Genomic DNA, 21156 nt, shown 5'->3' on the forward strand with positions numbered 1-21156 from the left:
TTCCACACCTTGCAATGGCTTCAGTTCGATGATAAAACGGCCGTTTGGAGGAAAAGGTTACAGCTCCTTCATTTCTTAATGTCACCGGGAAAGGAGGGTAAACGTAATCTCCCGCCGGGTACGGAAGCCGAGTTTTTCATACAGCCGGATGGCCCGATCGTTGTGCCCCGCCACATGCAGAAACGGCGTGATCCCTTCTGCGCGTTGCCGGTGTACCAGCCCCGCCACCAGGTGCCCCGCATATCCCCGACCCGTATATTCCGGATGGGTACAGATAGCACTCAGCTCGTTGAGCCCGTTGAGCCGCATGCGCTCGCCGGCAACCGCCACCAGCCGGCCTTGTTCCCGGATACCGGTGTACCGGCCCATACGCCAGGTTTCCGGCATGAAATACCCCGGCTGCACCAATTGTACGAGGTCGTACAGTTCCGGGGCGTTGGCGGGTGTTAGGTCTGTTATGGAGATAGCCGGATCGGGCGCCGCCAACGGGCGCTCGCTGATCATTTGAAGGCAGGGCAACCGGGAACGGATGGTCCAGCCGTCTGCCAACGGCGGAAGTTCGCCGATGAGAAAAAAGGCGTCTCCGGGTTCCAGGAGCCCGTCCAGCTGCCGGGCGTTTGCTGCGGAAGGGGAAGCCACCGCCGCAAAAGGGACCACTTCCGGCAGATATCGCGCGCCGCCTTCCGAAGTCTTCGCCAGGTGCGCCTGCGGACCGTTCAGGGCATGCCAGGCCGGGTTGTCGAGCATCTTCCAGTCTATTATCTTTTGCATCTTCCAAATATACAGCCGTATGGCATCGGGAACCACCGGAACTTCGCGGCAATTTTCACGGTGCCGTCAGTTTTCACGGAAAAGCGCCAACCAGACAGGAGGGAGATTGTTGTATAGATGAACGGGATTGACTAATTTTCCGGCAGAAAGTGAATGTATCGACTGTAACTGTCCTTGAAAACAAGATCGTGGCGTACATTTTTCCAATGAGCTCAACCAGACCGGACCTATAATATTATCGCCTGTAGCATGAAGTTTTGTATCCTTTTTCTGAAGCTGATCCGATGGCCTAACCTCGTCATTATCTTCCTCACGCAGTGGCTTTTCCAATATTGCGTGATCACTCCGCTTTTGCGCGCCGCCGGCCTGGAGCCGAAAATGAGCGTGGCGGAATTCCTTATGATCTCCGCGGCATACATGCTCGTAGCCGCCGCGGGATATATCATCAACGATTATTTCGATCTGGGGATCGATACCGTCAACAAACCCGGGAAAGTGTGTATTACCCGCGGCATCAGCAGGACCGGCGCCCTCGCCGCCTATGGCCTCATGAACGCCGCCGCCGCAGGGCTCGCCTGGGTTGTAAGCTTGGAACTGGGAGGATGGGCGCCTTTATATTGCATCCTCGGCTGCATCGTTTTGTTGTATTGTTATTCGGCGTTTTTCAAAAAACGATTCCTCATTGGCAATATCCTCGTGGCAGGCATCTCCGCTTCGGCCATGCCGGTGCTGACGCTGGTGGAAGGCGATGCCGCCGGCATCTTCCCCGACACCCTCCGTTACATCACGATCTACACTTTTCTATATACCGGCTTCGCGTTCATCATCTCTTTCGCAAGAGAACTGGTGAAAGACCTGGAAGACGTAGAAGGCGACCGTCGTTACGGCGGCCGTACCATGCCCATCGTGCTCGGTGCGCGTACCGCGCATTGGATCGTAGCCGGAAGCCTGCTCAGCCTTATCGGCGTGCTGGCGGCACTGCAACCATTCCTCTGGACGCAGCAGGACGGTGGTCCCTCCATGCTGTCGCTCTACTCCATCTGCCTGATCATCCTGCCGCTGGCGTGGATCCTGCGGAAAGTATTCGGCGCCCGCGCCGTGCAGGATTACCACCGCCTCAGCACCTGGATCAAAATCGTGATGCTGACGGGCATTTTGTCGATGTTGTTCATCCAGTTTATGATCCTATGAATGTATTGCAGTTTGCCGGAAGCGTAGGCGCGAGGGTTTGGCAGATCATGTCGGAAAGGAAGAAGGAAGCCCCCGGGCCGAAGCGCTTTTGCAACGGCTGGAAGCGCAATTTGGCGGACGAATGCCCGAAGAAGCCCGCCGCAAGGTGATCACCAGCTACAGCATCTACCAGCCCATGATCATCGACGCATTCACGGCGCTGCGCGGCCGCACCGCCACCCCGGCGGAAAGGGACCGCCTCATCCAATACTTCATCTGCAGCGGCGCGTTCGACGACTTCATCGACCGTGAGGAACTGACGCCGGAAGCGCTGGACACAATTTCTTTCCGGCCGGAAACATTCCAGCCCCGCAGGATCGAAGAGCAGATGTTCCTGCATTGCCACCTGGCATTGCGGGATTACGTCCGCGACCGCCCCGCATACGACAAAGCCGCCCGCGGGCTCTTCCGCGCGCAGGTGGATTCCGCACGGCAAACGAAGCCCGCGCCCATGACCGAAGAAGAGCTGCTCCGCATCACGATGGAAAAAGGTGGTTATGCCGTGCTCCTCTGCCGTTTCTATCTCGACCACGACGCTTCCGGAGCGGAAGCCGATTGCTGGTACCGGATCGGCGGCATCATCCAGCTGACCAACGATTTATTCGATATCTGGAAAGACCTCCAGGCAGGTGTGCAAACGCTTCCCAACCGGATGCGCGACGCGCATGCTTTTCATGCGTTTTATACCCGCAAGGTGGAGGAGATGATGGCCATCATCGCGGGGCTCCCGGTGCCGGAAGCCCGCAAACGCGCTTTCCTCCTCAATATGATGGCGATCTGCTCTTTCAGCGACATGGCCATCCGCCAGCTCCGCAATCTCCAGCAGCAAAGCCCCCAGCTCCCTGATCTCAACAGCCTGCCCCGCAAAGCACTGATCGTGGACATGGAAAAGCCTTCCAACATCTGGCACTGCATGCACTTCACCTGGCAAAAATGCCGCGAAGGCAAGCGCATGTCCGCATCCACCAAACCACTCCCCGCATGAACTTCCGCATTACGCTCATTATACTGAACCTCCTGGCCTGCGTGCCTTTCGCAAGGGCGCAGGAAGACGCTTTCGCGACCCGCCTCCTCCACGAAATCGCGGCGGAACAGGCGGCAACCGATAGTTTTTATTACGCCGGCATGTTTCCCAGCCACCGCTACTACGGCCATCCGCGCGGCAAAATGAAGCACGACAACAACGTATTCTTCACCGGCCTCATCGCCTTGACGCTCGGTGAAATGCAGGATCAATTCCATAGCGCCGACAGCACGCTATGCCGCAACATCCGCGCGAAAGCATGCGCCACGTTCCCTTACTTCCGCCACAAATCAGGGCGCAGCACGTATAATTTCTGGAGAACCAATCCCAGCATGGTGTTCCCGAATTCCGGTTTCCTCAACCTGTTCAAAAAATGGCATTCGCTGCCCGATGATATCGATGATACTTCCATCCTCCTGCTCGCCATGGAAGCGGATTCCGCCACCGCCCGCGCCACCAGGCTGCTGATGGAGCAACACGCGAATACCGTCAGTTACGGCATCAAAAATACCTTCAGAAAATACCGCGATATTCCCGCCTATTCCACCTGGTTCGGGAAAAGCATGCCGATTGATTTCGACGCCTGCGTACTGGCGAATACGCTGTATTTCATGCATCGTTACAACATGGCGGGCGGCCGGTTCGATAGCGCCACGGTGCAGTTACTCGCTGCTTTCATCCAAAACCGGGAATACATGACGCACCCGGCCTACATCTCCCCGCATTACGCGCGTTCCCCGGTACTGATTTACCACTTCGCGCGGCTCATCGGCCGGTATCCCATCCCGGAACTGTCGCAACACCGCGGCGTGCTCGTGGCGGATGCAAAGCAGCTGCTGGCGCAAGCTTCCGACGATATGGACCGCGTCATCTTATCTACGGCGCTGCTTTGGCTGGGTGAGCCCGCTCCTGAAATCGATTTGGGTAAAGTGAGAACAGACGGGGATTTCGTGTTTTTCGTGGCAGGCTTCAACTCGCTGCTGCCGGATTTTGGGAAGAAGACTTTTTCCGGCTACCACCTTATCAGCTATTACTACAAATGCCCTGCGTACAATAAAGTGTTGCTACTGCAGCATCACCTTTTGCGTGCATCGCTGAAAGCATAAAAAAAGCCCCCGCTTTTCACGGGGGCTTTTCATGAAAAGTTATTGCAGATCGGAAACCCATTCCTGTTTGCCCAGTTCGTCGATACGCTCGCGGCTGGTGTTGACGCGCGATTTGAGATCGCTGAGGAGGGAATACAATCCGAAGTAGGTGCGGTTGATGTAAAGCGAGTGGCGGCTGCCGCGCGCTACTTTCGATTCGCGGACTTCCTTCAGATTATACAGGTAATCCATGTAAGCGTAAATTTCGTTGAAATAGGCTTCGTCGCCGAAATCAAAACCCGTTACGGTAAAGGGAAGCGTGAGCATGCGGATCATCTCCTGGAAAAGGCCGGAGAAGAAGACGATGTCTTTTTCCGTATCGCTGGGATGGATCATTTCGAGATGCGTGTAAATCTCGCGGCGGCGGGCTTCATCGGCCAGCACATCCTTATCGGTGAGATGGAAATAGTTGACATAAAAATCCTCCGGTATCTCCTTCACACAACCAAAATCGAAAATCGCGACGGTGCCGTCTTCCCGCAGCAGGAAGTTGCCGGGGTGGGGATCGGCGTGAACGGTGCGCAGGTGATGCACCTGGAACTGGTAGAAGTCCCACAGCGCCTGCCCGATCTTGTCGCGCACTTCCTGCGATGGATTGGTATCGAGAAACTCGCGGAGATGCTTACCGTGGAGCCAGTCCATGGTAATGATCCGGTCCGACGATAATTCCGGGTAATATGCCGGGAACACGAGGTTGGGGATATGCGCGCAGCGGGCGCTCAATTCCCTCGAGCGGCGGAGCTCCAGTTTGTAATCCGTTTCTTCCAGCAGTTTGGATTCGATCTCTTCGAAATATTTATCCATATCCACTTCATTCATCCCCACGATGCGCACGGCGAAGGGTTTCACGATGCGCAGATCGGATTTCACGCTGCTGGCCACGCCGGGATACTGGATTTTGACTGCCAGCTGTTTGCCGTTTTTCTCCGCTTTGTGAACCTGCCCGATGGAAGCGGCATTGCATGCTTTCAGATCGAACTGATCGAATAATTTGGAGGGCGTCTGGCCGAGGGTTTTAACAAAAGTGTTGACCACCAGCGGCCCGGAAAGCGGAGGCGCGCTGTATTGGCTCATGGCGAACTTATCGGAATACGCCTTGGGCAGCATGCCGCGGTCCATACTGAGCATCTGCGCCACTTTCAGGGCGCTGCCTTTCAGCTGGCTCAGCGTGTCGTAAATATCCTCTGCGTTATCCTGATGCAGCTGTTCCTTGGACACGGAAGGGTCCATCAGCTTGCGGGTGTAATGTTTGATATAATTGGTTCCCACTTTCAGCCCGGTTGTCACGAAGCGGCCCGCCCGCTCCACTTTGCCGGTGGGGAGGTGTTGTTGTTCTTTCATAATGGCGGTTATTTCCGGGTGAACATGAATTTACCGAAGTCGATCAGGCTGTCGATCGTGTTGCTGTGGATCAGCTCGAAGCTCAGGTTCACGGCTTTTTCGATCGCCGCGTCCGTCAGTTCGAATTGCTCGCTCCTGTCGCCGATCCAGTATTTTAGCACAAACAGCGCCTGCACCCAGAATCCGTGTACGTATTGATCGGAAATGTATTTCCGTTCCTTGATCTCGGAAGTGAGATATCCTTCCTTGATCAGCCCGGAAGCATATTCGTAAAACGCCTTCTTGAAAGCCGACAACTGCCCCAGCTGGCTGAGCGGCAGGTGGGAACGGCGGTACTGTTGCAGAATGTAACTTCTGTCTTCCTTCAGCTGCTGCACCCATAAAAAATAAAAGGCGAGCAGCTTTTCGCGGGAAGAATACTGCCGGTAAGTCTCGTCGTCTTTCAGCTGGTCGGTGGTACGGGTGAAATATTTCTCCCAGATGTCGGCCTCGAGGGCTTCGAAATTGCTGTAAAACTGGTAGAATTCCGCCTCCGGCACATCGAGGATTTTGCAGAGTGCGAAAACAGAAACAGGCGCCTGGCCGTTTTCGAGCCAATAACGCTTGTACGCATCGCGAATGGATTGTTTTTCCATGTTCTTTTTGGTTTAAAAGAATGAATCGAAGGGGGAGGAACGGGTTATGATGCAAAATTACGCCGCCATGCGATACGTTCGGCAAATGATGTGGAAAAAATTTGGCCAGATGGGCTGAAAGGCGGAACGGGAAAGGGATTGGGACAAAATGTTAATTTTTTCCCAATGGCCGGAATTCGAAAGAATCGTACATTGGACGAAACCGGAAAACATGGCAAAAAGATTTGCCGGTCTGCGGACCGTCATTTACCGCGTTCCCGATATCGCGGCTGGCAAGGAATGGTACAGGAAGGCCTTCAACACCGATCCCTATTTCGACGAGCCCTTTTATGTAGGCTTCGAGATCGGCGGATACGAGCTGGGCGTGCACCCGCTGGCGGCCGGAGAAGCGCATCCCGGCACGGGTGCCGTGGAAACGTATTGGGGCGTGGAAGACATCCGCGAAGCCTACAATTACCTTCTGTCGCTCGGCGCCACCACCCACGAAGCCCCGCGGAATGTGGGCGGCCCCATCGAAACGGCTACCGTTACCGATCCCTGGGGGAATATCATCGGGTTGATTTACAATCCTTTATTTGAAGTAAAACCATAAAAAAGAGGCGCCGGAAAAGCGCCCTTTTTTTATGGGGGAAAACGTGTTGTCAGGTTGCCGCGGCCATTTTACCCGGTTCCGGTTGCCTGGCCGCCGCTTCCGCTACCACCTGCCGGTTCAGGAAATACATCATGACCATCGTGATGACCAGCGCCACGGCGATCACGTATCCCAGCACGGGATAATGTTCCAGGTACCCCGTTTCGGTGGAGTGCACGATCCTGCTGGCGGCCATGGCGGCGATACCTCCGGAAAGCTGCTGTACGGCGGCGTTGATGCTCATGAAGGAGCCGCGGTCCTGCAGCGTGGGCAGCGACGTCATGGTGGCCTGCATGGGAATGATCCGGGCAAATACTGACACCATCATCAGCACATTGATAATCAACGCCAGGTAGAGCGGCGTGATGCCGCGGTTGGTATAAATCAGTACCATGACGAGCGTGAGCGTACTGGCAGCGTAGAAGATGTTGGCGCGGCCTATCTTGTCGGACAGCCGCCCGATAATGGGCGACACCAGCAGGTTGGCCAGCCCCGAAGCCATAAACAGCAAAGTGATATCGTGTTTCGAAATGCCCATGTTATGCTGTGAAAACGCATTGCCGAAGGGCATGAGCATGTAACCGCCCGTGGCGATGAGCACGGTGGTAAAGAAGGCCAGCCGGTAGCGTGGGTTCTGCACCGTATGCGCCAGGTGTTTGAATGCGTTCTTTTCCGTGTTTTTGCCGAGGTGCCCCGTGATGGGTTGCATGAAATACCCCAGCAGCAGGCCGAGCATGGTGCCGAAAACGGCGATCATCCAGAAGGGAAAATGCCAGTTGAAACGGATGGCGAGCTCCCAGCCGATGGGGATGCCCAGGATCTGGCTCATGGCGAAGGCCATCTGGGTATATCCCATTACGCGGCCGCGCGTTTCCGGGCGGAAGAGGTCCACAATAATGGCCAGCCCGATGGAGCTGATCACCCCGCCGAAAAGCCCCGTAACGATCCGGGCGATCAGCAGCGTGGGATAATCGTTGGCGAGGGCGCAAAAGTAAGTGCCGATGATAAAGCCGGTGTAAAAAACCATGAGGATTTTCTTCCGGTCGAACTTATCGGCGAAGCCTGCTGTGGCGATGGCCGAAATGCAGGCGGAGAAAGGGTATGCGGCCACTACCATCCCGAATTGCCGGGCGGTGAAATCGTGCAGCAGGATTTCGCCCAGCGGGTTCATGACCATGAAATCGAGCACCACGGTGAACTGCATGAGCGACAGCAGTACGATCATGAGCACCTGGTAGCGGGTAAAGACGGGGTGTTTCGGAGCGTGTGTTTCCATTTGGAGTTTTGAAATCGTAGTGTGTGTGGTGGATAAAATCAACCGGGCAGCTCTTCGCAGAAATAACCGGCCGATTCCACCAGGCTGATGATGGGCGAGGGATCGGGGTTCCGGGTTTCGATGCGGAGCACTTTATCGGTATCCTCCCGGTCTACGGTCCATTTCACGAGCCCGGGGGCTTCGTCAAGAACGGGCGCCACCTGGCGGAGGTCTTTTTTGAACCGGATGTTGGTCCGGAATACGAGTACATCCATTCCGGATGCCGTTGCATAAGCGGTGGTCATGGGCGTCAGGTTTAATGGTAAATGTATATAATGGGTCATGCGGGTTTGAGGGCTTTGAGTACCAGCTGCAATGTTTGTTCCATCGCTGCTTCCGTTAGCTGGAAAGGCTTGTGGATAAAGGTTTTTTCCTGTGTATGGAATTTGATGAGCTGGTACAGGGGGGCAAACGCGACCGACCAGTACACTTCAAACGGCAGCTCAATCAGCTCTTTGCGCTCGATCGCGTTGCGCACGAATTTGCCCATCACTTCTTTAAATGCGGTATAAACCTCCACCGACACTTTGCTATAAAGATGGGAATACCGCATCTTTTCAATGAATTCCACGTCGAGCGGGTTGCGGGTGAAGTGGGCGGCGCGGTTGTGCCACTGTTTGCGCAGGCCTTCCTCGAAATGCATGTCGGGGTCGAAGTCCCGGAGGCTTTCTTCCAGCATGGTCTGCGTCACGCGCAATGTTACCTGGATGATGAGGTCTTCCCGGTCCTTGAAGTAGATGTACAAAGTGGCGGGCGATACTCCGGCCGCGCGGGCCAGTTTGTTCACTCCGAAGCCGTCCAGCCCCTCATTCACAATCATTTCGATCGCTTTTTTGTGCAGCAGGCATATTTTATTCTCGTCCCTTGGGCGCATGATGCTACAAAGATAAGTGAGCGATCGCTTATTTTTAAAATAATTTTGTGACTGGATGGGTTGGAGGGGGAAAATGGGAAGGGAGAAGATGGGATCATGAATGGCAGGCATGTCCTATATTGGCTTGGCAGGGATTAAGTACAGATACAGTACAGATACCGTTCTGTAACAGTACTAATGAAACTTTCGGTCTTGTCAGGCTTTAACCTGCAATAGGTTTACACATTTATTTAATAAGTCCTGGCAGCAGTTAACCGGTTGATGGCTCGTCACCTCCAGTCAAGCAAGCCCGCAAAAAAGGGTGACCGTAGCAGCTGATGCTGATTCCGGTCACCCAGGTGCTTTGGCGTTCCCCGTTTCCGTGGGCAGCGCGTACAAGATGTTGCGGTCTACGCTCCGCACCGGCGTGCCGGCTGCAGCGCGGCAGAGCTGTTGCAGAACGTGGGCCAGGCCACCCCGGGAAGGGGCGCCAGCCGGTTCGCGGGCCGGATGGCCTGTTTGCTAAAATATTGAATGCGCATGCAATGTTCACATGCCTGCGATATGCATTCGACCAGCGGAAGGAGTTTGTCCGTACGTCAGGGTCTTGGAAACTGGCAGACGTAAACGTTTAACCCAACCGTTTGGTGATTAAATAAAGGATAGATAATGAGAGAAGGAAGCGTCAGCAGGGCGGATGGAAGATAGCGCCTGCGGCGGGAGAGGGGTAACGTTCCTGCACCCAGCCTGTAAAAGGCTTCGCTTCGTCGCGGGGAGCGGCGGTGCGTGGGCTTTCAGCCAGCAGCACAATGTCCTGCAGCTTCAGCGTAGTGGGAGCGGGTGTCATTTGTTCTTCCCCCGGCAAGGCGTTCCCGAAAACGGCGGCCATAATCTTCGCACAACCGCAATCCTGAGCAAAATCACGATGGTCGATCATGTAGGCTTTCACCACGCACTGCATATACCCGGTAACCCGGATACCGAAGTGAACGCTGGTAAGCGCCAACAGACATATGGCCATGAAGGAACGCAAAGCATGTTAAATATAGTAAAAAAACGGGGATATGAAATGAAGTTTTCCCGATTGCGTAACTCATTTTCCCGATTTGATCATTGACCCCCGCCGGCCTGACGCATTTTTGCAGAAGATTTAGGCTCCATATGAGAAAAATAGTAGGGAAGATTCATCTTTGGTTAGGTTTGGCCTCCGGGCTGGTAGTATTTATTATCAGCATCACCGGTTGCCTCCTTGCTTTTGAATGGGAGCTGCGCAGCCTGTTCGGCAAGCAATGGTTCCACCTCCCTGCAGGTGCCAAAACAGCCCAATCCGCTCCGCTTCCCCCTTCCCAGCTCCGCGCCATCGCCGAAAAAGAAATGGGCAAATCGGCGCAGGGCGTTATTTATGGCGGCAAGGACTACAGTTCCGTGGTCCAGTTCTACGGCCGTGGCGACAATGCCTATTACCAGCAGGTTTTCATGAACCCCTATAACGGCCAGGTGCTCCGTACCTGGGACGCGAAGAGCGACTTCTTCCGCATCGTGCTCGAAGGGCACTTCAATCTCTGGCTGCCCCGCAAGATCGGCCAGCCCATCGTGGCATGGTCTACCCTCACATTCTTCGTGCTCCTGCTCTCGGGGCTCGTGCTCTGGTGGCCGCGCAACAAAGCCGCCCGCAAGCAGCGTTTCTCCGTGAAATGGGACGCAAAATGGAAACGCAAAAACTACGATCTCCATAATGTATTGGGCTTCTATGTCATGAGCATCGCCGTGATCCTCATCGTAACCGGCCTGGTGTATGGCTTCAAATGGTGGGCCGACGGATTGTATTACGCCACCACGGGCGGTAAATCCCTCAAAGACGCGGTGTACCCCATCTCCGACACCACCCGACTCACCCCCGCCCATTCCCTGGAAGCCAATACCGATATCGCCTGGGCGCGCGTCATGAAAGCCAAACCCGCCGAAGCGGGGCTGTCGCTGTACTTCGCCACCGGCAACAGCGCTCCCATCAGCGTCACCATCAACAACCGCCCCGGCACCTATTATAAAACGGAAAACTACCTTTTCGACCAGTATACCCTCCAACCCCTCGAAGCCACCGGTCCTTTCGCCGGCAAGTACGAAGAAAAGTCCATGGGCGATAAATTCCGCCGCATGAACTACGACCTGCACGTAGGCGCCATCTGGGGACTTCCGGGAAAATTGCTCATGTTCTTCGCCAGCCTCGTTTGCGCCAGCCTGCCCATTACCGGCGTGTGCGTCTGGCTCGGCAGGAAAAAGAAAGCGAAAAAAGCGAAGAAAGCGATGCCCCGTCCGGCGCCCATCCAGCCACAACCGGCTTTATCTTAAAGTCTACCCCTCTTCTGCCAATAAAATGCTGTAAGTTTAGCGAATGAAAACAACAGCTGCCTACTGGCGCGAAACACTACAACTGACGCAACACATCGAAGGCGGCTCTTTCCGTGAAACATACCGTGCACCCCTGGCCATCCAGCCTGAAGGCTTCCCCGGCCCCAGGAACGCATCCACGGCCATCTATTTTTTACTGGAAGACGGCGATTTTTCCGCTTTCCATCGCATCGCATCCGACGAACTGTGGCATTTTTACGACGGCACGCCGCTGCATATTTATGAAATCCGGCCGGATGGCACCTTGCATGTGCACCTGCTGGGCCGCAACATCCACAACGGAGAACAATTGCAGGTTTTAATTGCCGCCGGCAGCTGGTTCGCCTCCAGCGTGGAAGAAACAGGCGGCTTCTGCCTCGCCGGTTGCACCGTGGCGCCGGGGTTTGATTTCGCCGACTTCGAACTGGCCGGAAGAGCCGACCTGGGCGCGCGTTTTCCGCAACATGCCCAACTCATTGCACTGCTAACACGTTCGTAAATTTTAGCAAAGGATTTTTAATGGACAGGATGCGATTTCTTGTCCGGATTATCTATTTTTCAGGATTAATCCAAGAATTATGAGCAGAAGAAATTTTCTCCGACAAACCGCTATACTTTCCTCCGCAGCCATTCTTCGTCCCGCACTTTCCTGGGCATCGGCAGACCCGTTCCCCGTGGTACGTGTAGCCGAAGCGCAGCGCAGGTTCCGCAGCAAAGCCGTGGAAGAAGCCATCGCAGCCGTGCAGAAAGGTGTGAAAGATCCTGAAATGGCCTGGCTGTTCAATAACTGTTTTCCGAATACCCTCGATACCACCGTGGAATACACCACCGTCAACGGCCGGCCCGATACTTATGTAATTACAGGTGACATTGACGCCATGTGGCTGCGCGACAGCACTGCCCAGGTGTCGCCATACCTGCAGCTGGTGGCCAAAGACAAAGATCTGCAGCACCTCATCGCAGGCGTGATCAACCACCAGGTAAAGTGTATTCACAAAGACCCCTACGCCAACGCGTTCTATAAAGACGAGAACAAACGCGGCGAATGGGCGACAGACATTACAGACATGAAGCCCGGCATCCACGAGCGTAAATGGGAAATCGACTCCCTTTGCTATCCCATCCGCCTCGCTTATCTCTATTGGAAAAAGACCGGCGACACATCGCCCTTCGATACCGCCTGGAAAGAATCGATCGCGCTGACCGTGAAAACCTTCAAGGAACAGCAGCGGAAGAACGGTCCCGGCCCCTACACCTTCCAGCGTACCACCTCCTGGGCAACCGACGGTGTTCCCCTGGCGGGATACGGCTACCCGGTGAAGCCTGTAGGCCTCATCTGCAGCACGTTCCGCCCCAGCGACGACGCTACTATCTTCCCCTACCTCGTTCCTTCCAACTTCTTTGCGGTGGTGAGCCTCCGCCAGGCCGCCGAGATCCTTACAGCGCAAAAGCTGGATGCTTCGCTGGCGGCCGAATGCCGCGAACTGGCAACGGAAGTGGAGAACGCGCTGAAGAAATACGCCATCACCACGCACCCGCAATTCGGTAAAGTGTACGCGTTCGAGGTGAATGGTTACGGAAGCTTCAACCTGATGGACGATGCCAACGTACCCAGCCTGCTCGCTTTGCCTTACCTCGGTGCGGTAGCGCCCAACGATCCGGTGTATGTCAACACGCGGAAAATGATCCTTTCCTCCGAAAACCCCTTCCATTTCTCTGGGAAAGCGGGCAAAGGGATCGGCAGCCCGCACACCGGGATGGACCGTATCTGGCCTATCAGCGTAGTGATGCAAGGGCTGACGAGCAAGAGCGAAACCGAGATAAGAGAGTGCCTGCGCATCCTGAAGAGCTGCCATGCCGGCAAAGGGTTCATGCACGAATCTTTCCATAAAGACGATCCCGCGCAGTTCACGCGTTCCTGGTTCGCCTGGGCGAATACGATCTTCGGGGAATTCATCTGGAAAGTATTCACTGAACGGCCGCATTTACTGGCATAATTGAGTTACATTTAATCATACACGCACCGACACCGCTATGGAGCGCAAGCCTGATGCAAACGCATATTTTATTACACGTTGGCAATCCCAGATCAAAAAGGGATTGTTCGAATACATCATTATGCTGCTGCTGCAGAAAAAGGAACGGTACGGTTATGAACTGATCAGCGAAATCAAAAAGCTGGCGGATATGGATATCGCCGAAGGTACCATCTACCCGCTGTTGAGCAGGCTGAAGAAGGAAAAACTGGTGGAGTCGAGATGGGTGGAGATGGATGAAGGCGTTCCGCGCAAATACTACCAGCTCACCGATCTCGGCAACGAATACCTCGAAACCATGTATCAGTATCTCGGCGAACTGATGCAGGCCATTACCGACCTGAAGCAAGTTTAAATAAATTCCCGGCAGATGAACGGCGACAAGAAATATATCCTCTCTCTCGATCTCGGCTCCAGCGCAGCGGGCGCCGTGCTTTTCTCCCGCGAGGGACAGGTGGTGAGGCATTTGCAGAAAGAATACGAAAAATACTATCCGCAACCGGGCTGGATCGAGGTGGATCCCAACGAGATCTGGTATACCATGCTTTCAGTAGTGGAAGAACTGATAGCCACGGCGGGCATCCGCGCGGGTGAGATCGCCGGGATCGGCATCGCCAACCAGCGGGAAACCACCGTGATTTGGGACCGCGAGAAAGGCGAACCGGTATATAACGCCATCGCCTGGCAAGACCGGCGGACGTCCAAGCTGGTAGATGAATTCCGTTACCAGGGGTTCTCCGGCCTGGTGCAGCGCAAAACCGGCCTCATCCTCGACGCTTATTTCTCCGCCAGCAAGATTTCCTGGATCATCGATCATATCCCCGACGCACGGCTCCGCGCCGAACAGGGCAAGCTGGCCTTCGGTACCATCGACGCCTGGCTGATCTGGAAGCTCACCGGCGGCAAAACGCACGTCACTGATCTGACCAACGCTTCGCGCACCATGCTCTTCAACATCCACACCCTGGAATGGGACGAGGAGCTGCTGCGGTTGTTCAATATCCCGCATCAACTATTACCCGCGATCTGCTCCAACAGCGAGATCATCGGGCATACGCAGAATGGTTTGCTGGACGCCGTGATCCCCATCGCGGGTGTGGCGGGCGATCAGCAGGCCGCGCTGTTCGGGCAAATGTGCCTGGAGCCCGGTATGGTAAAGAATACTTACGGGAGCGGGTGTTTCGCATTGATGAACACCGGTTCCAAACCCGTCACTTCCGACAATCACCTGCTCACCACCATCGCGTGGAGGATAGGGGAGGAAACCACTTACGCCCTGGAAGGCAGCGTGTTCGGCGGCAGCTCGGTCTTCCGATGGATCCGCGACGGCCTCGGCCTGATCGAATCCACGGCCGAGATAGAAGCCCTGGCGCAAACGGAGCCCGATAACGGCGGCGTGATGTTCGTGCCAGCGCTCTCCGGCCTGGGCACCCCGCACTGGGACCCTTACGCCCGCGGCATGATCATCGGCATTACGCGCGGCACCTCTTCAGGCCACATCGCCCGCGCCGCCCTGGAAGGCGTGGCCCTCGGCATCGCCGATGCGCTCGACGCCATGGAGAAAGACAGCGGCAGGGCCATCCGGGAACTGCGGGTCGACGGTACCTCCGCCACTTACGACTTTTTCATGCAAATGCAGACCGATATCCTCCAGTACCCCGTCATGCGCCCGAAGGTGATGCCGGCCAGCGCTACCGGCGCCGCTTACCTCGCGGGGCTCGCCACCGGCTTCTGGACCCTGGAGGAAATCAGGGAGCAATACACCATTCAGCGCGTCTTCGCCCCCGAAGAACAACCCGGCCCCGCACTGCGGGAGCGCTGGCAAAAGGCCGTGGCCCGGGTGAAGAACTGGGACTTCTGATACTGCAACGGCCACTTCGCCGTTGCTCTTGCCGGGTAAACACAACTGGTCCGTACTGCCGCCCGTATCGCCTTGGCGGTCAGCCCGGACTTTCTGTTACTGGGCCTTTCCCGTTAGTCCGAATGCGCGCTGACAGGCAGGGATTCCTCTACCGGCAGGTCGCGTTTCCTATTGAAGCCTTGGCTGGAAGTGGAGCCATAAGCTGGGATTCCTCAACCGGCAGGTCGCATTTCCGAATAAGGCGTTTCGTCGATTCCACCTTTGCCAGGAAGCAAACCAGCAAGGTGGAATAACCTGTCAATAGGAAACTTACAGTTGCATACCTATTACCGAATGAAATCCGGCCGGCGCCCCGCCGCCGGGCCAAGAGGGAGCAGACTTAACAATTGCATATCAACCGGCATGGGAACAAATCCCACGGTGCCGCGTTTATAACATAAACCCCTGACATGCAAAGCTCAAACAATTTTTGATGGCAGAAATCCAACTTTCCCGGAAATAGCGGGTAAAAACGATTAATTTTGCCAGTATCGGATTACGATGTATATTGTATAATAATGCCTTGAATTCAACAGCGAAAATGAACCGTTTAGAACAACTGCAAAAAATCGGGGAAACCAGTGAGTGGGATGTGATTGTAATCGGTGGCGGCGCCACCGGCCTCGGCGCCGCACTTGAAGCCGTCACCCGCGGCTACAGGACCCTCCTGCTGGAACAGTCCGATTTTGCCAAATCCACGTCGAGCAAAGCAACCAAACTTCTCCACGGCGGCGTCCGTTACCTCGCCCAGGGCGATATAGCCCTTGTCCGCGAAGCCAGCATCGAAAGAGGGCTGTTATTGAAAAACGCACAACATCTTTCCCGGAACCTGTCTTTCGTCATCCCCGCCTATAGCTGGTGGGAAGGCATTTTCTACACCATCGGCCTCAAAATGTACGACTGGATGGCGGGAAGCCTCAGCCTCGGCAGATCACGGCACATCTCCCGCAAGAGAACACTGAACCTCCTCCCTGGTCTGAAGGAAGACCACCTCACCGCAGGTATCCTGTATCATGACGGGCAGTTCGACGATGCGCGCCTGGCTGTTAACCTTATGCAAACGATCTACGAAAAAGGCGGCGTAGCCCTCAACTATATGAAAGTCACCGGTCTCAGCAAAAATGGCAACGGTCAGCTGGGCCTCGTGAAAGCGAAAGACACGGAATCCGGCAAGGAATACCAATTTCACACCAAAGGCATTATCAATTGCACCGGCGTGTTTGTGGATGATATCCTCGAAATGGACGACCCCACCATCAAACGAAAGATCGTGGCCAGCCAGGGCGTCCACCTGGTGCTCGACCGCTCGTTCCTTCCCGGCGACAATGCCCTCATGATCCCGAAAACGTCCGACGGGCGCGTGCTCTTCGCCGTTCCCTGGCATAATAAAATAGTGGTGGGAACCACGGATAATCCCGTCAACGAAATCAGCCTCGACCCCGTGGCGATGGAAAAAGAGATCGGCTTCATCCTCGAAACTGCCGGTCAATACCTGGAGAAAACCCCGCAGCGCAGCGATGTGAAAAGCGTATGGGCGGGCCTCCGGCCGTTGGCCAAACCCGAAAAGAGCGAGAAAACGAAAGAGATCTCCCGGAACCACAAGATCATGGTGTCCGCATCCGGCCTGGTCACCATCCTCGGCGGTAAATGGACTACCTACCGCAAAATGGGCGAAGATGTGGTGGACAGGCTGGAAAAAGTGAAAGGTTGGGCCGCGACGGAATCTGTTACCCGGAAACTCCCTGTGCATGGAGCTTCCATCAAACTAGACGAAAACGATCCTTTATATTTCTATGGTTCAGACGCCCAGGCGGTGAAAAACCTCGATGGTGGCGGGAAAATGTTGAGTGAAGCGTTAGGGATCATCAGTACCCAGGTGCTCTGGGGCATCCGTTCCGAAATGGCGCAAACCGTGGAGGATATCCTGGCTCGTCGTACCCGCGCCCTTTTCCTCGATGCGGAAGAAGCGGTGCGTATCGCGCCGGAAGTGGCGAAAATAATGGCTGCCGAAACCGGCAAAAACGGGGAATGGGAAGCTCAGCAGATACGCGATTTCCAGGAACTGGCCAAAACGTACCGGCTGAGCTGATCAAACGGATTACATCCATTTAACTTTTTCTTCAAGAGGCTTCAGGCGCCGCCCGGTGCGTGGAGCCTCTTCTGTATAACCCAGGTAGAGGAATCCCAGCACTTTGTCTTCGTCGCGCAGCCCCAGGTAATCCTGCATGGCGGGCGTGTAAGTCATGCCGCCGGAGCCCCAGTACACGGCGATGTTTTGCGCGGTGGCCGCGAGCCAGAGGTTTTCCACGGCGCAGGCGGTTGCCGCTACTTCCTCGATCTCGGGGATCTTGGGGTTGGCGCCGCGCTTCATCACCACGGCGATCACGTGGGAAGCCAGGTCGCCCTGCGTTTTGAGCTTCTCGTAATTCCCCAAAATGAAATTCGTGGCGGGCGTGAACTGCTTGTACAATTCGGCATGGTCGGTGCAGAATTGTTGCACTTTATCACCGCTGTACACCACGAAGTACCAGGGCTCGGTGAGGCCGTGGGTAGGTGCCCAGTCGGCCAGCCGGAGCAGTTCGCGTACGGTTTCGTCTTCGATTTTCCTGCCGTTCATCGCCGTCGGTTTTACCGTGCGGCGGTAAAGGATGATGTCCTGTATGTTATTGGTCATGCGTTGGTTTTACTGAGTTGTGTTTTAAATGCTTCGGGAAGGCGGGCCACCTTGCGGGCGGAATAGTCGAAACAGACCATGCCGGTTTTGGCTTCGGCGATGATGGTGAGCTGTCCGCCCCTGAAGGTGCTGATGCGGTAGAACAGATCGAATCCCACGGCGTTGAATTCGTCGGCGGTGAGCTCAACTGTCAGTTGGTCGCCGTAAAACCCTTCACCTTTGTATACGATGGCGGCGTCGGCCATGATGAGCGCGGTGCCGAAGACCTCCAGTTCGGTGGCGCCGAAGGAGGCGAGGTAGCGCATCCGCGCTTCGTGGAGAATCGACATAATGGCGTCGTTGCCCAGGTGGTTGCCGTAATTCACATCGCTGATACGCACGGGGAGCTGGGTGATGAACCGGAATTGTTCCGGCATATCGATCTTAACTCTGGCCATGGCGTTCCTGTAAGAAGGCGATGAGCTTCTTGAAGGCTTTCGCGCGGTGGCTGAATTGGTTCTTTTCGCGCATTTCCATTTCGGCGAAGGAGCGGTCGCCACCGGCGGGCTGGAAGATGGGATCGTAACCGAACCCCTTGCCACCCGACCGTTGGGTCAGGATTTCGCCTTCGGCTACGCCTTCGAACTGGTGCTCCTGGCCGTCGAGGAACAGGGAGATCACGGTGCGGAAGCGGGCGGAGCGGTGGGCGTTGCCTTCCAGGAGGCGAAGGACTTTTGCGATATTGTCGTCGGCGCTTTTGGCTTCGCCGGCATAACGGGCGGAAAGCACGCCAGGCTCGCCGTTGAGCGCGTCGATCTCCAGGCCGGTGTCTTCCGAGAAGGAATCTTTGCCGGTCATGTTGTAAATGGTGAGCGACTTTTCCCTGGCGTTTTCTTCCAGGGTTGGGTGCGGCTCGGGGATGTCGATATCGATACCGGCTTCCTGGAGGGTGACGATGGAGAACTGGTTACCCAGCATGGAGCGGATCTCCTTCACCTTATTATCGTTGTTCGTCGCGAAAACTAATTCCATATCAATGGTTTATATACCGAATAATTGTTTGAGTCCCATCCAGAGGCGGCCTTTGAGGGCTTTGTCTGTTGCAATGAGTTGCAGGTCGTCCGAAAAGAGGACGGGCAGGCCATTGAACGCAGTGGTTTGGTAGGGCTGTGAGGGGGAAGGCCCAGTGACGCGGGTTCTATGGCGAAATTGATGACCTGGCGCGCGGGGATCTTCTGGAGGTAGTCCTGCAACCGGATGCCAGGGTAATTTGCTGTATTGACCAATGCAACATCCTGCATGCCGAGTTTGCAGGCATTTAAAATATTTGCGAGGAGATTAAACGTTTCCTCGCTCAAATAGGCTTCCCTTTCATTTTGTATGAGGAGCAGGATGTTTTTTTGATTTTCGCCTAAATATTTGATTTCTGGCACAGCTTTCGCCTCGGCGGGAACGGCAGTAATTTCCTCCGGAATGATAGGCTGGTGGTACATTTGCGCCAACAGAAATGGGTCCAGCTGTAATCGCTCAAGGCTCATAAATATTGTATTTAAGCTTAATGTGATAATCCCATGTGTGGGAAAAACCGTTTATTTGCGGATCGTTCGGTGGAACGAAATCGTGCAAACGAGCGTGTAAAAATATTGAGATAAAAGTAATTAACCATGATGGCAGTAGAATATCCCACCGCTAAATCTACCGTGATGGAAGAGGCGAAGCAGAGGATTAAGGTGACGAAAACCTCCCGGAGCCGGCTTCCGGAGGTAGATTTTGATCACCTGGTATTTGGGAAGAAATATGCAGACCATATGCTGGTGGCGGATTTCGACGGAAAAGAATGGACGAACGCGGAAATCGTGCCTTTCCAGCCCTTTAACGTAAGCCCCTCCAACGCCGCCTGGCATTACGGGCAGGCGATTTTTGAAGGGATCAAGGCGTACAACGACCAGGAGGGGAATCCGATGATTTTTCGTCCGTACGACAACTACGCGCGTTTTAATAGGAGCGCCGAGCGTATGGGGATGCCCGATGTGCCGGAATGGCTCTTTATCGGCGGCATGGCCATGCTGATCGACCTCGACCGGGGCTGGGTGCCTTCGAACGAGGGTTGCTCCCTGTACCTGCGGCCGTTTATGATCGCGATGGACGAATTCATTGGCGTGCGGCCTTCCGACACTTACCGTTTCGCGGTCATCAACAGCCCTTCGGGCCCATATTTCAACAAGCCTATCCACCTGTTGGTGCAGGACAAATACATCCGTGCTTTCCCGGGCGGCGTTGGTTATGCGAAAGCGGCCGGCAACTACGGCGGGGCGATGTACCCGACCATGCAGGCCCGGAAAGACGGCTACGACCAGATCCTTTGGGTGGATGGTACGGAGTACAAATGGCTGCAGGAGTGCGGCACGATGAACGTGTTCGTGATCATCGGCAACCGCGCGCTGACGCCTGACCTCACGAACGGAACGATCCTGGCGGGGGTAACCCGCGCCAGCGTGATCGACGTGCTGGCGGATATGGGCCTGGAAGTAGAGGAGCGCCCCGTTTCCATTGAGGAAGTGGTGGCGGCCCATGAGAACGGGACCTTGCGCGAAGTGTTCGGTACGGGCACGGCGGCGAGCGTGGCGTATGTGGAGCAGCTGGATTACAAGGAGCACAAGATCAGCCTGGACACCACGAAGTATGAAGTGGGGCGGGAAGTGATTGAAAGGCTGGATGCGATCCGGACGGGCAAGGTGGCCGACGAACGGGGCTGGAACTTTATAATCGACTGATACACGTAATTTATATAGAATGGCCGGGTTGCGTACGCGTGACCCGGTTTTTTATTTGGGGATATCATGTATATAAAGGAGTGTGGAAGGGGGTTGTATGGACGGGGGAATCGGTGTATCTTTGCGGCCTTATGACGCTTTCGGTATTCAGGGAATCCTTGCAGTATGCTGTGCCGCCGGCCGGGTTAACGCCCGCATTGCTGGCGATGTGGTGGGATGGCAGGGGAAATTGGGACCGGAGCCACGACATTGCGCAGGAGGATCATTCGCGCGCGGGGTCGTGGGTGCATGCATATCTTCACCGGAAGGAGGGGGATGCGGGTAATGCGGCATATTGGTATGCCCGGGCGGGGAAACCTGTGTTCCGGGGCACGCTGGAGGAGGAGTGGGACCAGCTTTCGGGGGCTTTGTTGCTGGAGAATCCCCGTTAATTGGCCGATTTTAGGAAAAAACTTCCAAG

The 21156-nt window shown here is 55.3% G+C and carries 23 protein-coding genes; 12 read left to right on the forward strand and 11 right to left on the reverse strand.

Annotation, left to right across the window (positions count from 1 at the left end):
• Positions 1–81 precede the first annotated feature (81 nt).
• The gene (locus WJU16_RS18165; RefSeq protein WP_341834869.1) at positions 82–771 is read right to left on the reverse strand and encodes a GNAT family N-acetyltransferase; all 690 of its coding nucleotides are present in this window, start codon (positions 769–771) and stop codon (positions 82–84) included.
• Positions 772–1020: 249 nt separating this feature from the next.
• Between WJU16_RS18165 and WJU16_RS18170 the strand changes: the two genes are divergently transcribed.
• The 3 genes from WJU16_RS18170 to WJU16_RS18180 are packed head-to-tail and all read left to right on the forward strand — an operon-like array spanning position 1021 to position 4131.
• Positions 1021–1962: a geranylgeranylglycerol-phosphate geranylgeranyltransferase gene (locus tag WJU16_RS18170; RefSeq protein WP_341834870.1), complete on the forward strand. Its 942-nt coding sequence runs from the start codon at positions 1021–1023 to the stop codon at positions 1960–1962.
• A 37-nt stretch (positions 1963–1999) separates the two neighbouring features.
• Positions 2000–2986 (forward strand): hypothetical protein, encoded by a 987-nt coding sequence (locus WJU16_RS18175; protein ID WP_341834871.1) that lies wholly within the window; start codon positions 2000–2002, stop codon positions 2984–2986.
• Positions 2983–4131 (forward strand): hypothetical protein, encoded by a 1149-nt coding sequence (locus WJU16_RS18180; RefSeq protein WP_341834872.1) that lies wholly within the window; start codon positions 2983–2985, stop codon positions 4129–4131. The genes WJU16_RS18175 and WJU16_RS18180 overlap by 4 nt, the downstream gene beginning before the upstream one ends.
• Before the next feature lie 39 nt (positions 4132–4170).
• Here the strand turns inward: WJU16_RS18180 and WJU16_RS18185 are convergent, their stop codons facing one another.
• Complete coding sequence (locus WJU16_RS18185) at positions 4171–5511, reverse strand: AarF/ABC1/UbiB kinase family protein (protein ID WP_341834873.1); 1341 nt, start codon at positions 5509–5511, stop codon at positions 4171–4173.
• 8 nt (positions 5512–5519) lie between these two features.
• Positions 5520–6146: a TetR family transcriptional regulator C-terminal domain-containing protein gene (locus tag WJU16_RS18190; protein WP_341834874.1), complete on the reverse strand. Its 627-nt coding sequence runs from the start codon at positions 6144–6146 to the stop codon at positions 5520–5522.
• Positions 6147–6357: 211 nt separating this feature from the next.
• On the opposite strand from WJU16_RS18190, the gene WJU16_RS18195 reads away from it, so the two are divergent.
• Positions 6358–6738, forward strand: coding sequence for a VOC family protein (locus tag WJU16_RS18195; RefSeq protein ID WP_341834875.1), 381 nt, complete (start codon positions 6358–6360; stop codon positions 6736–6738).
• A gap of 49 nt (positions 6739–6787) precedes the next feature.
• Here WJU16_RS18195 and WJU16_RS18200 read toward each other — a convergent pair whose 3' ends face one another.
• From WJU16_RS18200 to WJU16_RS18215, 4 genes are all read right to left on the reverse strand, one after another.
• On the reverse strand, positions 6788–8053 hold the full coding sequence (locus tag WJU16_RS18200) for an MFS transporter (RefSeq protein WP_341834876.1): 1266 nt from the start codon (positions 8051–8053) through the stop codon (positions 6788–6790).
• A gap of 38 nt (positions 8054–8091) precedes the next feature.
• Entirely contained in the window at positions 8092–8337 is a 246-nt protein-coding gene (locus tag WJU16_RS18205; RefSeq protein WP_341834877.1) for a hypothetical protein, read from the reverse strand.
• A gap of 35 nt (positions 8338–8372) precedes the next feature.
• Positions 8373–9077, reverse strand: coding sequence for a TetR/AcrR family transcriptional regulator (locus WJU16_RS18210; protein ID WP_341834878.1), 705 nt, complete (start codon positions 9075–9077; stop codon positions 8373–8375).
• A 553-nt stretch (positions 9078–9630) separates the two neighbouring features.
• On the reverse strand, positions 9631–9966 hold the full coding sequence (locus WJU16_RS18215) for a hypothetical protein (protein WP_341834879.1): 336 nt from the start codon (positions 9964–9966) through the stop codon (positions 9631–9633).
• Between the two features lie 140 nt (positions 9967–10106).
• On the opposite strand from WJU16_RS18215, the gene WJU16_RS18220 reads away from it, so the two are divergent.
• From WJU16_RS18220 to WJU16_RS18245, 6 genes are all read left to right on the forward strand, one after another.
• Complete coding sequence (locus WJU16_RS18220; protein ID WP_341834880.1) at positions 10107–11294, forward strand: PepSY-associated TM helix domain-containing protein; 1188 nt, start codon at positions 10107–10109, stop codon at positions 11292–11294.
• A gap of 43 nt (positions 11295–11337) precedes the next feature.
• Positions 11338–11832 (forward strand): cupin domain-containing protein, encoded by a 495-nt coding sequence (locus WJU16_RS18225; RefSeq protein WP_341834881.1) that lies wholly within the window; start codon positions 11338–11340, stop codon positions 11830–11832.
• Positions 11833–11911: 79 nt separating this feature from the next.
• Complete coding sequence (locus WJU16_RS18230) at positions 11912–13330, forward strand: glycoside hydrolase family 125 protein (RefSeq protein WP_341834882.1); 1419 nt, start codon at positions 11912–11914, stop codon at positions 13328–13330.
• A 37-nt stretch (positions 13331–13367) separates the two neighbouring features.
• Positions 13368–13724, forward strand: a complete 357-nt coding sequence (locus tag WJU16_RS18235) for a PadR family transcriptional regulator (RefSeq protein WP_298709263.1) — start codon at positions 13368–13370, stop codon at positions 13722–13724.
• Positions 13725–13739: 15 nt separating this feature from the next.
• Complete coding sequence (glpK, locus tag WJU16_RS18240; protein ID WP_341834883.1) at positions 13740–15230, forward strand: glycerol kinase GlpK; 1491 nt, start codon at positions 13740–13742, stop codon at positions 15228–15230.
• A 580-nt stretch (positions 15231–15810) separates the two neighbouring features.
• Positions 15811–17358, forward strand: a complete 1548-nt coding sequence (locus tag WJU16_RS18245) for a glycerol-3-phosphate dehydrogenase/oxidase (protein ID WP_341834884.1) — start codon at positions 15811–15813, stop codon at positions 17356–17358.
• A gap of 9 nt (positions 17359–17367) precedes the next feature.
• Here the strand turns inward: WJU16_RS18245 and WJU16_RS18250 are convergent, their stop codons facing one another.
• The 4 genes from WJU16_RS18250 to WJU16_RS18265 are packed head-to-tail and all read right to left on the reverse strand — an operon-like array spanning position 17368 to position 19460.
• Positions 17368–17943, reverse strand: a complete 576-nt coding sequence (locus WJU16_RS18250; protein ID WP_341834885.1) for a nitroreductase — start codon at positions 17941–17943, stop codon at positions 17368–17370.
• A complete protein-coding gene (locus tag WJU16_RS18255) occupies positions 17940–18380 on the reverse strand; it encodes a thioesterase family protein (RefSeq protein WP_341834886.1) in 441 nt (146 codons plus the stop codon). The genes WJU16_RS18250 and WJU16_RS18255 overlap by 4 nt, the downstream gene beginning before the upstream one ends.
• A complete protein-coding gene (rdgB, locus tag WJU16_RS18260; protein WP_341834887.1) occupies positions 18367–18954 on the reverse strand; it encodes an RdgB/HAM1 family non-canonical purine NTP pyrophosphatase in 588 nt (195 codons plus the stop codon). Before rdgB ends, WJU16_RS18255 begins: the two co-directional genes overlap by 14 nt.
• Positions 18945–19460, reverse strand: a complete 516-nt coding sequence (locus WJU16_RS18265; protein WP_341834888.1) for a hypothetical protein — start codon at positions 19458–19460, stop codon at positions 18945–18947. Before WJU16_RS18265 ends, rdgB begins: the two co-directional genes overlap by 10 nt.
• Positions 19461–19586: 126 nt before the next feature.
• Between WJU16_RS18265 and WJU16_RS18270 the strand changes: the two genes are divergently transcribed.
• Entirely contained in the window at positions 19587–20696 is a 1110-nt protein-coding gene (locus WJU16_RS18270; protein ID WP_341834889.1) for a branched-chain amino acid aminotransferase, read from the forward strand.
• Between the two features lie 131 nt (positions 20697–20827).
• Entirely contained in the window at positions 20828–21127 is a 300-nt protein-coding gene (locus WJU16_RS18275) for a hypothetical protein (RefSeq protein WP_341834890.1), read from the forward strand.
• Positions 21128–21156 lie beyond the last annotated feature (29 nt).

This window comes from Chitinophaga pollutisoli (genome assembly GCF_038396755.1).
Taxonomy (GTDB): Bacteria; Bacteroidota; Bacteroidia; order Chitinophagales; family Chitinophagaceae; genus Chitinophaga; species Chitinophaga pollutisoli.